Source organism: Streptomyces sp. NPDC021100 (assembly GCF_044333095.1).
In the GTDB taxonomy this organism is placed as follows: Bacteria; Actinomycetota; Actinomycetes; order Streptomycetales; family Streptomycetaceae; genus Streptomyces.
In genome coordinates this window covers 43,627-57,938 of record NZ_JBIRQH010000032.1, presented here as the reverse complement: position 1 = coordinate 57,938, position 14,312 = coordinate 43,627, and the positions used below count along the sequence as shown (strand labels likewise).

Sequence of the window (14,312 nt, the reverse complement as noted above, 5' to 3'; positions counted from 1 at the left end):
CCCCGGCGGTGCCCAAAAACGCTATGCATTTGTGGTGGGGGTGGGGGGCGGGGGGGTGGGGGGGGTGCCGGGGGGGGTGGGGGGGGGGGGCCCCCCCCCCCCCCCCCCCGGGGGGGGCCCCCGGGGGCCCCCCACGGCAGCACCGCGGACGGCCCGCGCGGCGACGGCCGCGCCCACGCGGCGATGACAGCGCCCATACGGAAACGACCGCCATGTCCTTCGGGACAGCAGAAACGTCCAGAGGGATCTGAGGGACAGGATGAGCAACTCAGCCAACGGCGCCTACCAGTCGCGCGGCCATCGCAGGGCCAAGCGGGCGAAGCGCTGGCTCCTGGTCGCGGTGTGCATAGCCGTGCTCGGGGCCGTCGCCTATCCGGTGCTGAACTACTTCGACGTCTTCTCCGACAAGGGTGACCCGATCTCCTTCGACGACGGGTCCGGCGGCAAGAACGGCGGCGGGAAGTCCGGCGCGAAGGCGCTGATGCCGACCGGCCCCAAGGCCGACTTCAAGATCTCCGGCACGGTGCAGGACGGCAGCAAGATCGCCGTCACCACGTACCAGGGGAAGAAGTCCGGCTTCACGGGCAAGGTGTGGGTCTGGGCGCCCGAGGAGTACAAGGACCCGAAGTACAAGGACAGCGGCTTCCCGGTGCTGATCGCGCTGCCGGGCGGCGCGGGGTTCCCCAACAACTACTGGATGGGTTCCAACCTCAAGCTGGAGGACTCCATCCAGAAGTGGGCGAAGGAGGGCAAGAGCCTCCCGTTCATCATCGCCATGCCGGTCCTCAACCCGGAGAACCACGACGGGAAGGGCGACCCGACCCCCGGCCGCTACTGGGACGGCAGCGACATCCCGGGCCAGCCGAAGATGGGCACCTGGCTGACCGAGGACGTCCCGCAGCTGATCAAGGAGAACTTCCGGACGATCAAGTCCCGCGACGGCTGGGCCTTCATGGGCTCCTCCACCGGCGGCTCCGCCGGGCTGAAGTCCGTCCTCCAGAAGCCGGACAAGTTCAAGGCCGTGATCGCCTCCGGCCCGGACATCGTCCCCGACTCCCTCCTGTGGAAGGGCCACGAGAAGGAGCGGGCGGACAACAACTCCAAGGTGCTCGCCCAGCGGCTGATCGCCAAGGGCGGTCCGGACGTCTACCTGGGCCTCCAGGTCGGCGGCACCGAGCCGGTCAAGCCGCCGATCGACGCCTTCGTCGCCAAGTACGGCAACAAGGGCCCGGTGAAGACGAAGTACCACGTCATCCAGGGCGGCGAGCACAACGCGGCCACCTATGTGCCCAACATGGAGTCCGGCGGCCTGATCCAGTGGATCAGCGAGCACATGCAGGGGCCCGTCGCCTGAGGCACCCGGTCCGGCGCGGGCCCGGCCGTGCCGGACCCTCACGGACCCGGAGCCCTGCCCCCAAGGGGTCAGGGCTCCAGCAGTTCCACCCGGACGTCGGCGGGGAATCCGGTCGTCGGCCCGGTCAGGCGGGCGAACTCCGTGACGCCCTCCAGCTGGCGGGGGCCGAAGCGGAAGTCGAGCGTGGTGAAGTAGCGCTCCAGCAGCTCCGCGTCGAACGCCTCCCAGCGCGCCGCCTGCTCCGCGACCTTGCCGACCTCCTCCAGGGACAGGTCCCGCGAGGCCAGGAAGGCCTGGTGCACCTTGCGAACGGTCTCCGGCTCACGGGCCAGGTAGTCGCGGCGCACGGCCCACACGGCGAAGACGAACGGCAGCCCCGTCCACTCCTTCCACATCCGCCCCAGGTCGTGGACCTCCAGGCCGAGCTTGGGCGCGTAGTGCAGCGAGGCCCGCAGCGCGGCGTCGCCGATGAGCACGGCGGCGTCCGCCTCGCGCATCATCAGGCTCAGGTCGGGCGGGCAGGTGAAGTACTCCGGCCGCGCCCCGATCTGCTCGGCGAGCAGAAGCTGCGCCAGGCGCACGGAAGTGCGGGAGGTGGAACCGAGGGCGACGCGCGCCCCGTCGAGCTCCTTCAGCGGCACCTGCGAGACGATCATGCACGACATCACCGGGCCGTCGCAGCCGACCGCGATGTCCGGCAGCGCGACCAGCTCGTCCGCGTGGCGCAGGTACTCGACGAGCGTCACCGGGCCGATGTCCAGGTCCCCCCGGATGAGGGCCTCGCTGAGCCGCTCGGGGGTGTCCTTGGACAGGTCCAGGTCGAGCAGGGCCCCGGTCCGGGCGAGCCCCCAGTACAGGGGCAGGCAGTTCAGGAACTGGATGTGACCGACCCGGGGGCGGCTGCGCCGCCTGGGGTGGGCGCCGTGCGCCGGTGCGCCGCCGCGGGAGGAGGCGTCACGGGCCGGCGCGTCGCAGGCCGGTGCGTGGGGGACTGGGGCGTCAGGGACGGGTGCGTCGGATGCTGAATTGTCCACATCCGGAGGCTAGCCCCGCGGCGTCCGGGCCACCCGTGCGGGGGGTCGGCCGGGGGCCGTGCCCGACGGACGAGCTTTTCCTGCTTTGGCGGGCCGAAAACCCCCCTAGAGCGTGATCTTCGACTCTTCCACCGCGAGAACGCTCCGTGCTACGCTCGCCGCAAGTTGCAGTTTGGTTTCCCTTGCAGTACAGAGCCTGCGGAGCATGTAACCCGCAGGCTTTCGTCGTTTTAGGACTTCTCGCAGGTTCTGGAGCAGGGCAACCCTTTGGGCCCAAGGAGGGCTTTATGGCTACCGGAACCGTGAAGTGGTTCAACGCTGAAAAGGGCTTTGGCTTCATCGCCCAGGACGGCGGGGGCCCCGATGTCTTCGTCCACTACTCCGCGATCAACGCGGCCGGCTTCCGCTCCCTCGAGGAGAACCAGGCCGTGACCTTCGACGTCACCCAGGGCCCGAAGGGCCCGCAGGCCGAGAACGTCACCCCCGCGTAACACGGGGCCGGCCTCCGGGCCGGCAAGCGGTGACCGGCCGATCGCGGTCGACACACAGCACCACCAAGGAGCCCTGCCCCGCCGTTTCGACGGCGGGGCGGGGCTCCTGCCTTTGCCGGGCCCGACGCCGATCCCGGCCCCGGCGTCGTCCTGGCCCCGGCCCGCCGGACGATCAGGGATTTCGGATTTCCCCCGTCCCGGGCGCCCCTCCCGCCGCACCGCTCCCGCCACAAACCCCCACGACGTTCCGTTTAACGAATTCTTAACCCCGCACATCCATACGCTGTTCGTACAGTGCGGCGATTTCCCCCGCATGCCGTTCGAGGATTACCGAACGGCGCAGTTTGAGGGTGGGCGTCAGCTCGCCGCTCTCCACCCCGAAATCGCCCGGCAGGATCGCGAACGCCCGGATCCTGGCCGGCCCGGCCGAGCGGGCGTTCACCGCGTCCACCGCCTCCTGGCACAGCCGCCGTACGGCAGGGTGCCGCTCCGGCCCGTCGGGCCCCAGATCGACGCCCTCCCGGGCCGCCCAGGCCGCGATCTCGGCCGCGTCGAGGGTGAGCAGCGCGACCGGGTACGGGCGGCGGTCGCCGGCCAGCACCGCGTGGGAGATCCAGCGGGACTCCCGGAGGGCGGCCTCGGGCAGGGCGGGGGCGATGTTCTTGCCGTTCGACGTGATGACGAGGTCCTTCTTCCGGCCGGTCACCGTGAGGAACCCGTCCGCGTCCAGCGTGCCGAGGTCCCCGGTCCGCAGCCAGCCGTCCGCGTCCAGCACGGCGGCGGTGGCGGCCGGGTCGCCGTGGTAACCGGGGAAGATCCCGGGCCCCCGGGCGAGGATCTCGCCGTCGGCCGCGATGCGCACCTCGCAGCCGGGCACCGGCCGGCCGACCGTGCCCGGCCGGAACGCCCCCGGCCGGTTGAGCGAGATCACCCCGGCCGTCTCCGTCATCCCGTATCCCTCGTGCACCAGGACACCGCAGGCGCACAGGAAGTCCAGGGTGGCCGTCGCGATGGGCGCGGCCCCGGTCAGGGCCCAGCGCAGCCGTCCGCCGAAGACCTCCCGCACCGGGGCGAACACCCGCTCCTCGGCGGCCTCCCAGGCGGCGCGCAGCGGCCCGTCGGGCGCCTCCCCGCGTTCGCGCAGGGCGGCGGCCTCGACCCCCGCCCGTACGGCCGCCGCGAGCCGTGCCCGCCCGTCCGGCCCCTCGGCGTCGGCGAGGGCCAGCGCCATGCCGTGCACCTTCTCGAACAGGCGGGGCACCGACGGCAGATGGGTCGGCCGGGTGGCGGCCAGCCCGGCGACGATGTCCTCGTTCCGGCCGGAGTGGTAGCAGAGCGTCGCGCCGCGCAGCAGGGCGCCGAACTGCACGAGCTGCGCGAGGAGGTGCGCCAGCGGGAGGTAGAGGTACGTGCTGTCGCCGGGCGCGTACGTGATGAAGCCGGCCGTCGCGTCGTGGGCGGCGGCGAGGTTGCCGTGGGTGAGCCGGCAGCCCTTGGGGAGGCCGGTGGTGCCGGAGGTGTAGATGATGCCGCAGAGGTCGGAGGGGTTGACGCGGTCGGCGCGGTCGAGGAGTCGGGAGAGGGAGGCGGTGGCTTCGATCCGCGCCAGGGACGGGTACCCCTCCGCGGCGCCCTCCATGACGACGACGTGCCGGAGTGCGGGCAGCCGGGCGCGGAGGGCGGTGATCCGGGCCGCCTGGGCCGCGTCCTCGGCGACGGCGACGCTCGCGCCGGAGTCGGAGAGCACCCAGCCGAGTTCCTCGTCGCCGGCCGTCGGGTAGACGGGGACCACGACGGCGCCGGCGGCGAGCGCCGCGAGCTGGACGTACGTCCACTCGGGCCGGGTGCGGGCGAGGACGGCGACCCGGTCACCGGGCCGCACCCCGAGGGTGAGCAGGGCGCGTCCGACGGTCCGCACGGTCCCGCGCAGTTCGTCGAAGCCGACGTCCGTCCACCTCCCGTCGTCCGGCCGGCGGAAGCGGAGGGCCGGGCGGCCGGCGTACCGGTCGGCCGTCCACTCGGCGAACAGGGCCAGGGTGCGGGGTCGGTCGGGCATGGCGCCTCCGGCGGTCGGGGTGGTGCGGCCCGTCGGGGAACGGCCACCGGGCCCTCCGGACCGCGCTCCGGCACCCTACGCACGCCGCCGCGCCGCCGGGATTGACCGGAACGCTCGGCACCCCCGTCCGTACCGCTCGGCGCACCATGCCTTCATGCGTGAACCAGCCTCCGCGGCACCCCTGATCCCGACCGCCGAGCCGATGATCGGCACGCACTTCGTCCGGGCGGCCCTCGCCGGCGCGGTCCGCCTCGGCCACGACCCCGTCCCCCTGCTCCAGACCGCCCGCATCCCGCCGCTGCTGCCGGGCGACGACCGGGCGCGGGTGACGCCCGAGCAGTTCACGAGGCTGGTCCGGGCGGTGCGCCGGACGACGCGGGACGAGTTCCTGGCCCTGGGGACGGCGCCCAGCAGGCCGGGCACCTTCGCGATGATGTGCCACGCGTGCGTCGGCTGCCCGGACCTCGGCACGGCCGTCGACCGGGCGGCCCGGTTCTACGGCCTCTTCCCGGGCGGCCCCGCCCTGGCGCTGGAACACGGCGCGGAGGAGACGGTGTTCGCCTTGCGCAACGATCTCCGCCGCCTGCCGGAAGGACGTTTTCTCGCCGAATGCGCGCTGGTGGTCTGGCACCGGCTGGCGAGCTGGCTCATCGGCCGGCGGATCGCCCTGGGCTGGGCGGAGTTCGCGTATCCGGCGCCGCCGTACGCGGCGGAGTACGGACGGATGTTCGGCTGTCCGGTACGGTTCGGCGCCCGCCGGACGGGGGTCGGCCTGGCCCGGCACTGGCTGTCCGCGCCGCTCCTCCGGGACGAGGCGGGCCTGGCCGACCTCCTCCGCCGCGCCCCCGCCGATCTGCTGCTGCGCCGCGACTACGGCACGACCGTCACCGAACAGGTCCGCAGGGCCCTGTCCGGGGCCCTGCGCGAGGACCGCCGCCCGGTCCGCCTCCCGGAGGCCACGGAGACGGCGGCCCGCCTGGCGGTGAGCCCGGCCACCCTCCGCCGCCGCCTGGCCGCCGAGGGCACGTCCTACCGCCGCGTCAAGGACCAGATCCGCCGCGACGCGGCCCTGGCCTCCCTGGCCGCGGGCCGCGAACCGACCGCGGAACTGGCGGCCCGCCTGGGCTTCTCGGAACCCACGGCCTTCCACCGGGCTTTCCACCGCTGGACGGGGACGACGCCGGGCGCATACAGGCGAACGCTTCCCCCCACCAGCCCGTCCGGCGTTTGAGGACTGGGGGCACCCCCTCTGGGAGAGCGCACAGCGTGCTGCTGCGGGGGGCGCGGAAGCACAGCCCCTGCAAGAAGCGGTGAAATGGGGGTGCCCCCTCTGAGGGAGGGACAGGGGCACCCCCACCCCACACGACGAGCCCCCCAGCCAACAAACCCGAGCACTCCGGCCAACCCCGTACTTACCAGTCGGTCACTACGGTGCGCCCAGCAACCCCTACAAGCCCGTCAGTTGGGAGCGCCCCATGCGCCTCCGCACCGCAGCCCGCACCGCAGCAGCCGCACTGACCGCGACACTCACCTTCACCGCCACGGCGGCCACGGCGGCCTCAGCGACCCCGGCGGCCGCCCAAACCACCAAGGCGGCCACCACACACAACCTCGCCCCCGGCGACATCCTCACCACCACCCCCACCACCTTCCACCCCCTCCCCGCCCAACCGACCCCCACCCGCGCCTGGCACATCACCTACCGCTCGACCACCGCCAAAAACACCCCCAACACCGTCTCGGGCACGGTGATCGTCCCGCGGGACGGCAGACCCGACCGCACCCGCCCCCTGATCACCTACGCGGTGGGCACCGTCGGCCTCGCCGACAAGTGCGCCCCGTCCGCCGGCTTCCCGCGGGGGACGACGGTCGAGGCGAACCTCATCCAACTCCTCACCGCACGCGGCTGGGCCGTCGCCGTGACCGACTACGAGGGCCTGGGCACCCCGGGCGACCACACCTACGTCGTCGGCCGCTCGGCGGGCCACGCCGTCCTCGACGCGGCCCGCGCCGCCCTGCGGCTCCCCGAGGCAGGCCTGTCGCCGGACGCGCCCGTCGGCATCATGGGCTACTCCCAGGGCGGCCAGGCCACCTCCTGGGCGGCGGAGCTGCACGACAGCTACGCCCCCGAGCTGAACGTGAAGGGCACGGCCACCGGCGGCGTCCCCGCCGACCTCCTCAGGACCGCGGACTACGACAACGGCGGCATCGGCGCCGGCTTGATCCTCATGGCGGCGTCCGGCCAGAACGCCGCCTACCCCGAACTCCGCCTGGACGACTACCTCAACGACCGCGGCCGCGCCCACCTCAGCTTCCTCAGGGAGAACTGCGTCGCCGCCAACGTGGCCGCCGGCCTCTTCAAGAAGATCTCCGACGTCACCGTGCGCAACCCCCTCTACGAGGCCGACTGGCAGCGCGTCCTGCGCTCCTCGAACCTGGGCACGCACGCCCCCGACCACCCCGTGTACCTGTACCACGGGACGGCCGACGAGCTGATCCCCTACGACCTCGGCCGGCGCCTGCGCGCGGACTGGTGCGCGCGGGGGGCGAGCGTCCGCTGGACGGCATTGCCGCTCACGGAGCACGTGGGCGGCGCGGTGGTCCAGGCAATCCCGGCGGCGAACTGGCTGGCGGAACGTTTCGCGGACCGCCCGGACGGAGGCGACTGCGCCTGAAGCGGCCCAGGAGGCATCAGCCGGACGACACCACCCCGGCCTCGGAAGTCCCCTCCCACCGCCGCCCGCTCACCAGATTCTGCAGCCCCACCCAGGCCACGTTCATCAGCGTCTCCGCCGTCTCCTTGGCCGAGGGGACGGCGCCGGCGGGCCCGTTCGCCCACCCGGCGAGCGACTCGGCCGCGCCGACGAGGGCGTGGGCGAGCCCGGTGACCTCCCGCCCGTTGAGCGGCACCCGCCCGGCCGCCGCCCCGACGGCGTCCTCGGCAGCCTCTTCGATCAACCGCACGACGACCTCCACGATCTCCTCGCGCAGTTCGGCCACCACTCGGTCGAACGGTTCCCCATGCGTACGGGCCCGGCAGCTGAGCACCGCCCACCCCTCCGGATGCGCCGCGGTGTGCGCGAAGAACGCGCGCAGCCCGTCCCAGAGCCGGCGGTCGGCCGGGGCGTGCGGCTCGACGGCGGACCGCACGGCACCGAGCAGCGCCTCCGCCTCCCGCCGAATACAGGTCCCGAACAGATCCTCCTTCGAGTGCAAGTACAGGTAGATCAGCGGCTTGGACGCCCCGGCGAGCTCCGCGATCTCGTCCATCGAGGCGGCGCTGTAGCCGCAGCGGGCGAACACCCGCACGGCGGCGTCGATCATCTGCCGCTCCCGCACCTCCCGGGGCATCCGCCGGACCCTGGGCTTCGGCACCCCGCCCGGCACGGACGCCTTGGCGCCGGCCCGGCTCCTGACAGCGTCGGTCTGTGCAGTGGTCACAACAAGCATCCCTCCGCCCCCGCTACAGTACCGGCAGGTAATATCACGCAGGGCGCGACCGTCAAGGGCGGCCCCCGGCCCGCCGGCAGCACTCAAGCCACACCAACTCCCGCCCCACCCACCCCGGCAGCCCCCGCGCGTCCAACACCCGGAACAGCCGCCGGTGCGTCAGGTGCCGCCACCACCACTCCTCGACGACGAACACGGCGGCGGCCAGGCGGGCGAAGAGCCGGCCGACGCACCCTGCCTCGTTCCGGCGATCAGTCATGCTCCGGCCTCAGGTCGAAGCGGCAGAACACGGTCTTCCCCTCGCCCTCCCGCGGTGTCCACCAGAGCGCGTCGGACAGCCGACGGGCGATCAGCAGGCCGCGCCCCCGGTCGGAAACCACCGCGTCCGGCGAACCGTCGAGCCGCCCGGGCGGGAATGCCTCCTCCACCGGGACGACCGGAGGGCTGGAGTCCTCGTCGGTCACGCCGATGAACAGCCACTTCGGCCAGCCGAGGAAGGCGACGCGGGCTCTGCGGGAGGCTCCGGCTCGCAGCCGACCGCCGTCCGGCACCGCGTGGTGCACCACGTTGCCGACAAGCTCGGAAACGACCAGCGCCGCGTCGTCCGCCAGAGCTCCCAGGCCCCAGCCGGCCAGGGTGGTCACCGTCACGGCGCGGGCGGTCCGCACCGCGCCCGGAACGTCCACGTCGAGGGTCAGTTCACGGAAACACTTGTCGGGTGCGACGGCGACCTCGTCGACCCTGACCCGCGCGTGCCTCATCACTGACCTCCGACGTCACCGGCGTTCGAGGCAGTGACGTTAGGGGCCCGCGCGTGCCCCGACCCGGAAGAAATTTCCGGCCGAGTGCCGTACGTCGACGACGGCTAACGCACCGCCCCCAACCGCACGGCCAGTTCCTGCGCATCGCGCCGACGCGTCCGTGTCCGCAGACGCCGGGCGAGGTCACGCGCGAACTCATGAGCCCGCATCTGCTCCGGCGCGGTGCGGTAAGCACGTTTGAGCTGGTCGACCGCTTCATCCGTCCGGCCTGCCTCACCGTACGCGCGTGCGACGTCAAGACGCTGCCGCGCCCGCCGTTCGACCGGAAGCCCGAACGCACGGGCCGGGTCAGCCAGTTCCAGGGCGGCGGGGACGTCCTGGAACTCCAAGGCCGTCGCCAGACGGTGGATGCCGACATTGGCGGGACCGAACGACGTCCACATCTCGTTCCGGTCCGCGCCCAGCAGGTCGGCGGCCTCTTGGGCCTTCGCCAGCATCTCGTCCGTGAGCGCCCGGTCCCGCATGCGCGCCGCCGCCACGGCGCCGTTCAGGAACAGCGTTCCGTAGACGGAGAGGTTCACCGGCGTGCTCCGCCACCACCCGGGAGCGAGATCCGAGGCGGCATCAAGCGTGACGCGCGCCGCTTCCTCGGCGAGTCCGGCTCCCAACTGAACGTGGGCGACACCCCGCCGCAGGGTCAGCACCACCGCGGGATCGCCCGTACCGCTCGCCGCCACATCGCCCTGGTCGACCGCCGTCCAGGCGAGGTTCGTCTCGCCGCGCTTCCGCAGGTACACGGCTGCCACATGGCACGCCAGGGCGAAGTCCCGCCGCACCGGTCCGGTCCGCGGCCCCGAAGTGTCCACACCCAGCCGGGCATCGGCCAGCAGGCCGGGGAGGACGGCACCGAGCCGGGCGTACTCCGACGCCTGGTAAAGCTCCCAGGCCCGCGCCACTTCGTCCGTCACCCGCTCCACGCGCGGAGGCTCGCGCTCTTCGAACAGTGCGCCGGACAGCCGACGCGACCGCATCAGGGCGGCGCGGATGCGCGGGACGCTCCCTTGGTGCTCGCCCCTGTCATCCAGAAGGGCCGGGAGAGCCGTTCAGGTCCTCCAGGTGCACACGCAACGCCTCGGCGAGATCCATCAGCATCCGGACGTTGTTCACCGGGATGCGTCCGGACTCGACCCGGTAGACCCAGTCCTCGGACCGGCAGAGCAATGCCCCCAACTCCCGCTGCGTCAGGCGCCGTCGCTCCCGGTAGAAACGCACCCGTGCCCCGAACGCCCTGTGATCCGCCATGCCTCGCATCGCCACCCCTCCCGGCCGCGCCCCTCCCGTATGGTGCGCCGCACTGAGCAACGACGGAGCACGGTGTACGGAGCGGGAACCGACGGGACTAGGCTCGCCGCATGGCGCAGCCGCAGAACGAACACGAGGAGCGCATGGCGCACCCCCGGATGGCCGCGGGGGCGCTCTTCTTCGACGAGGGTGGCCGTGTACTGCTGGTCCGCCCCTCCTACAAGCCCGGGTGGGAGATCCCCGGCGGCTACGTCGAGAAGGGCGAGTCGCCGCTCGACGCCTGCCGGCGCGAAGTGGCCGAGGAGTTGGGCATCACCCCGCCCATCGGCTCCCTCCTGGTCGTCGACTGGGCGCCGAGCCCCGCCGAAGGCGACAAGGTCCTGTTCATCTTCGACGGCGGCCTCCTGGACCGCCATCACTACGAAGCGATCCACCCGGCCGACGGCGAGGTACTGGAGGCCCGCTTCCACCCCCGCGAGGCGATCGACGACCTGTTGATCCCCCGACTGGCCCGCCGCGTCCACCAGGCCGTCACCGCGCGCGACGCGACGGCCGTCCGCTACCTGGAGCACGGCGTCCCGGCCTCGCCCTGACACAGCCGTCAGCGCGGGCACGCCTGGACGTGATCGAGGGAGGCCGGCGATGGCCAACGCCATGAGGGGCCCTGGCAACGGGCAGAGCACGAGAAGCTCATGGCGCGCCCCCTGGTGGTTGTGGAAGCACTCTCCCGCGACGCCGATCCCCGGCCGCACCGCGCCCTGACGCACCCGCCGCCCCCCCCCGGCGGCGATCGGCACACCGCGCAGTCGCGGGCGGTCCCGCCCGGTGGGGGCCGTCGCCGCTCAGCCGGGCCCGATGCGCAAGGAGGCTACGCCGCTCGCGGCGGTGAGGCCCTCGGGGGTCAGGCAGGCGGTGGGGAGTCCCTTGTCCAGGAGGAGCAGGGTGCGGTCGGCCCGGAGGCCCTTTCCGCGGCCTTCCAGGACCCGGCCGCGGAAGGTGACGAGGTTGGCGTTGGCGACTTGGGCGACGGTGTCGTCGGTGTAGAGGATCAGTGAACGGCCGCCGTCGGCATAGGTGATGACCTCACGGGTCCGGCCGCCGCTGATGTCCACGCACGACGTCCGGGTCCGCCCGGTGATCCGGCCCGTAGCCGGCCGTACGGATCCCGACGCGTCCGTGCACAGGTAGTCGATGTGCGCGGTGGCGTGCACCAGGCGGGGCAAAAGCGTCTTCCCCGGCGAGAAGTGCGTGCTCTCCCGTCCCTGGCAGCCCATCGGCCCGTCATGCGCCGCCGCCGGCGGCACGCCCGTCAGCGACACCGCCATCAGCAGCCCTCCGGCCACCGCCGCGCCCAGCGCTCTCCTGCCGCCCATTCGCCCTCCCACGGACGACATCGCTACCCCGTCGCGGCAGCGGTTACGGGCGGGACGCGCACCCAGCCGTAGCGCCGTCACACCGTTCACCACGTACACCGCACCACCCGGCGCGCGCGGACATCGCGCACGCGGGCAGGTCCGGTGCGGGCGCGGCCGGACACGGTCACGCGTGACGGTCGGTCCGGCGCGGCCGGACAGCCCAGGCCGGCACCCGGGGACGGCCGGGTGGGAACGGCACCGTGGTGAACACCCCGCGCGCACGCCGGCGCACGACCACGGCGGGAGCCCCCGGCCTCGTCAGGGAACGAAGGCCGGGGACTCCCGCCGTCACTTCACGCGCCGGTCACCCGGCGACCGCGTCACGCCGCGCTCAGCACCGGCTCCTGCTCGCGGACGTGCTCCCGCTCCGGCTCGCCGTCCAGCTTGGAGCCGTCGGCCGTGGCGTACGCCTCCCGGTCGAGGATGCCCTCGCGGGAAGCGACGATGATCGGGACGACGGACTGGCCGGCGACGTTGGTGGCGGTGCGGATCATGTCGACGATCGGGTCGATCGCGAGCAGCAGACCCACGCCGGCCATCGGCAGGCCCAGCGTCGAGAGGGTCAGGGTGAGCATCACGGTGGCGCCGGTCAGACCGGCGGTCGCGGCGGAGCCGATGACCGAGACGAACGCGATCAGCAGGTAGTCGCGGACCTCCAGCGGCACGTCGAAGACCTGGGCGACGAAGATCGCGGCGATGGCCGGGTAGATGGAGGCGCAGCCGTCCATCTTGGTCGTCGAGCCGAACGGCACGGCGAACGACGTGTACTCCTTCGGCACGCCCAGCCGCTCGGTGACCCGCTGGGTCAGCGGCATGGTGCCCACGGAGGAGCGGGAGACGAACGCGAGCTGGATCGCGGGCCAGGCGCCCTTGAAGAACCGCAGCGGGTTGACCTTGGCGACCGTCGCGAGCAGCAGCGGGTAGACGCCGAAGAGGACGATGGCGCAGCCGACGTAGATGTCCGCGGTGAAGGTCGCGTACTTGCCGATCAGGTCCCAGCCGTACTTGTGGATGGCGTGGCCGACGAGGCCGAGGCTGCCCAGCGGGGCGAGCCGGATGACCCACCACAGCACCTTCTGGAGCAGCTCCAGGACGGACTCGCTCAGGGTGAGCAGCGGGCGGGCCTTCTCGCCGACCTGGAGGACGGCGACACCGGCGACGGCGGCCATGAAGACGATCTGGAGCACGTTCAGCTGGGTGAACGGCGTGATGACGTCGGTCGGGACGATGCCGGTGATGAAGTCGAGCCAGGAGCCCTTCTTCTTGGGGTCGGCGCCGTCGGCCGCGGTGAGGCCGGTGCCGGAGCCGGGGTCCGTGAGCAGGCCGATCGTCAGGCCGATGGTGACGGCGATCAGCGACGTGATCATGAACCAGAGGAGGGTCCGGGAGGCCAGCCGCGCCGCGTTCGAGACGTTCCGCAGGTTGGTGATCGAGACCAGGATGGCGAAGAAGACCAGCGGGGCCACCACGACCATCAGCAGCTGGACGAAGATCTCACCGATCTTGTCGAGCGTGGTCTGCAGCCAGGCGATGTCGCCGCTGCGGGCCGCCCAGCCGAGCAGGGCGCCGAGGACGAGGCCGAGCAGGATCTGGGCCCAGAAGGGCACCTTGGGTATCCGGCCGCGGACGGCGGAAGCGGACGAAGAAGGCGTCGATGACAACGGAAACTCCGGGGACAGACGGGGGTGGAGAAGGGGCGCGAGGCGCCAGGAGGTCCGTACGTACGGGATCTCCGGCCGCGTCGGGGTGATCGGCGTGGAGCGATCAGCGGCGGCGACAGGCCGCGGACAGACAGCGGCAAAGATCGACGTGCAGGCGCGCCACGAGGCCGGGGCCCGTGGGGATTCGGTGCGCTGCTGCTGTCTTCATATCGACACGTTAACACTGGAACTTTGAGGAACCCAAAGACATTCTTTGGGCTGAGGCCCCGCCAGGGGCGCCCCAGGACATGCGAAAGCGCCGCACGCCCCACCGCCGGGCGGTTGCCCGGCGGCGAGACGGCGGCGCGCGATGTGACGAAAACTACCCTTGGCGGCGATGGCCGCCCTTGGCGTGAGTTGTCCGGCCGTGCCCGGTTACGCCCGGTCCTCCTGGCCCGCGTTCGCCTGCAGCCGCTCCCGCGTCCGCTCGACGCGCTCCGCCACCTGCATCGCCATGGCGTCCCGCTGCTTGCGCAGCAGCACCCAGCTCAGCGGCGCCGAGATGATCAGGGCCAGCAGGATCATCCAGACGGTGTTGGAGCCGTTCGCCCCGAGCGGGATGGCGTGGAGGTAGCAGAGCACCCACACGACGGCGAAAGAGGCGACGAGCAGGCCGAATCGCAGAGCGGTGTATCGGAGCGAGGCGTACTTCTGGCTACTCACGGGACGGACCTTCTTCTCAACGGCAGCCGAAAGGGTCCCTACCAGTCAAGCACGAGGAGCAGTGGATCAATCCAGAGGGAGGTCCG

General features: G+C 72.5%; 15 protein-coding genes. 5 read left to right on the top strand and 10 right to left on the bottom strand.

Translation table 11 applies throughout. From position 1 onward, the window contains the following. Positions 1-259: 259 nt before the first annotated feature. Positions 260-1,354 (top strand): alpha/beta hydrolase, encoded by a 1,095-nt coding sequence (locus ACH4PU_RS34600; RefSeq protein WP_398281439.1) that lies wholly within the window; start codon positions 260-262, stop codon positions 1,352-1,354. Between the two features lie 68 nt (positions 1,355-1,422). Here ACH4PU_RS34600 and ACH4PU_RS34595 read toward each other — a convergent pair whose 3' ends face one another. Further along, positions 1,423-2,235 (bottom strand): menaquinone biosynthetic enzyme MqnA/MqnD family protein, encoded by an 813-nt coding sequence (locus ACH4PU_RS34595; RefSeq protein ID WP_398281451.1) that lies wholly within the window; start codon positions 2,233-2,235, stop codon positions 1,423-1,425. 440 nt (positions 2,236-2,675) lie between these two features. On the opposite strand from ACH4PU_RS34595, the gene ACH4PU_RS34590 reads away from it, so the two are divergent. Then, a complete protein-coding gene (locus ACH4PU_RS34590; protein ID WP_126914791.1) occupies positions 2,676-2,879 on the top strand; it encodes a cold-shock protein in 204 nt (67 codons plus the stop codon). A gap of 262 nt (positions 2,880-3,141) precedes the next feature. Here the strand turns inward: ACH4PU_RS34590 and ACH4PU_RS34585 are convergent, their stop codons facing one another. Further along, complete coding sequence (locus tag ACH4PU_RS34585; protein WP_398281436.1) at positions 3,142-4,935, bottom strand: AMP-dependent synthetase/ligase; 1,794 nt, start codon at positions 4,933-4,935, stop codon at positions 3,142-3,144. A gap of 154 nt (positions 4,936-5,089) precedes the next feature. On the opposite strand from ACH4PU_RS34585, the gene ACH4PU_RS34580 reads away from it, so the two are divergent. Both ACH4PU_RS34580 and ACH4PU_RS34575 read left to right on the top strand, forming a co-directional pair. Beyond that, positions 5,090-6,166 carry an AraC family transcriptional regulator gene (locus ACH4PU_RS34580; RefSeq protein ID WP_398281433.1) on the top strand — a complete coding sequence of 359 codons (1,077 nt, stop codon included), beginning with the start codon at positions 5,090-5,092 and terminating at the stop codon, positions 6,164-6,166. 244 nt (positions 6,167-6,410) lie between these two features. Then, positions 6,411-7,610 carry a lipase family protein gene (locus ACH4PU_RS34575; RefSeq protein ID WP_398281430.1) on the top strand — a complete coding sequence of 400 codons (1,200 nt, stop codon included), beginning with the start codon at positions 6,411-6,413 and terminating at the stop codon, positions 7,608-7,610. A 16-nt stretch (positions 7,611-7,626) separates the two neighbouring features. Here ACH4PU_RS34575 and ACH4PU_RS34570 read toward each other — a convergent pair whose 3' ends face one another. The 5 genes from ACH4PU_RS34570 to ACH4PU_RS34550 form a co-directional block, all read right to left on the bottom strand. Next, positions 7,627-8,286: a TetR/AcrR family transcriptional regulator gene (locus ACH4PU_RS34570; protein WP_398281448.1), complete on the bottom strand. Its 660-nt coding sequence runs from the start codon at positions 8,284-8,286 to the stop codon at positions 7,627-7,629. A 151-nt stretch (positions 8,287-8,437) separates the two neighbouring features. Further along, positions 8,438-8,644 carry a hypothetical protein gene (locus tag ACH4PU_RS34565; RefSeq protein WP_398281427.1) on the bottom strand — a complete coding sequence of 69 codons (207 nt, stop codon included), beginning with the start codon at positions 8,642-8,644 and terminating at the stop codon, positions 8,438-8,440. Further along, positions 8,637-9,146 (bottom strand): ATP-binding protein, encoded by a 510-nt coding sequence (locus tag ACH4PU_RS34560; protein ID WP_398281424.1) that lies wholly within the window; start codon positions 9,144-9,146, stop codon positions 8,637-8,639. Before ACH4PU_RS34560 ends, ACH4PU_RS34565 begins: the two co-directional genes overlap by 8 nt. A gap of 104 nt (positions 9,147-9,250) precedes the next feature. Beyond that, positions 9,251-10,123, bottom strand: coding sequence for an XRE family transcriptional regulator (locus ACH4PU_RS34555; protein WP_398281421.1), 873 nt, complete (start codon positions 10,121-10,123; stop codon positions 9,251-9,253). Between the two features lie 100 nt (positions 10,124-10,223). Further along, complete coding sequence (locus ACH4PU_RS34550) at positions 10,224-10,448, bottom strand: helix-turn-helix domain-containing protein (RefSeq protein ID WP_398281418.1); 225 nt, start codon at positions 10,446-10,448, stop codon at positions 10,224-10,226. Positions 10,449-10,558: 110 nt separating this feature from the next. Between ACH4PU_RS34550 and ACH4PU_RS34545 the strand changes: the two genes are divergently transcribed. Next, the gene (locus tag ACH4PU_RS34545) at positions 10,559-11,041 is read left to right on the top strand and encodes an NUDIX domain-containing protein (RefSeq protein ID WP_398281415.1); all 483 of its coding nucleotides are present in this window, start codon (positions 10,559-10,561) and stop codon (positions 11,039-11,041) included. Positions 11,042-11,290: 249 nt separating this feature from the next. On the opposite strand, the gene ACH4PU_RS34540 is transcribed toward ACH4PU_RS34545, so the two are convergent. The 3 genes from ACH4PU_RS34540 to ACH4PU_RS34530 form a co-directional block, all read right to left on the bottom strand. Beyond that, positions 11,291-11,821 carry a hypothetical protein gene (locus ACH4PU_RS34540; protein WP_398281412.1) on the bottom strand — a complete coding sequence of 177 codons (531 nt, stop codon included), beginning with the start codon at positions 11,819-11,821 and terminating at the stop codon, positions 11,291-11,293. A gap of 362 nt (positions 11,822-12,183) precedes the next feature. Beyond that, positions 12,184-13,524: a dicarboxylate/amino acid:cation symporter gene (locus ACH4PU_RS34535; RefSeq protein WP_398281409.1), complete on the bottom strand. Its 1,341-nt coding sequence runs from the start codon at positions 13,522-13,524 to the stop codon at positions 12,184-12,186. Between the two features lie 414 nt (positions 13,525-13,938). Beyond that, a complete protein-coding gene (locus ACH4PU_RS34530; protein WP_398281406.1) occupies positions 13,939-14,226 on the bottom strand; it encodes a DUF4229 domain-containing protein in 288 nt (95 codons plus the stop codon). Between the last annotated feature and the right edge of the window lie 86 nt (positions 14,227-14,312).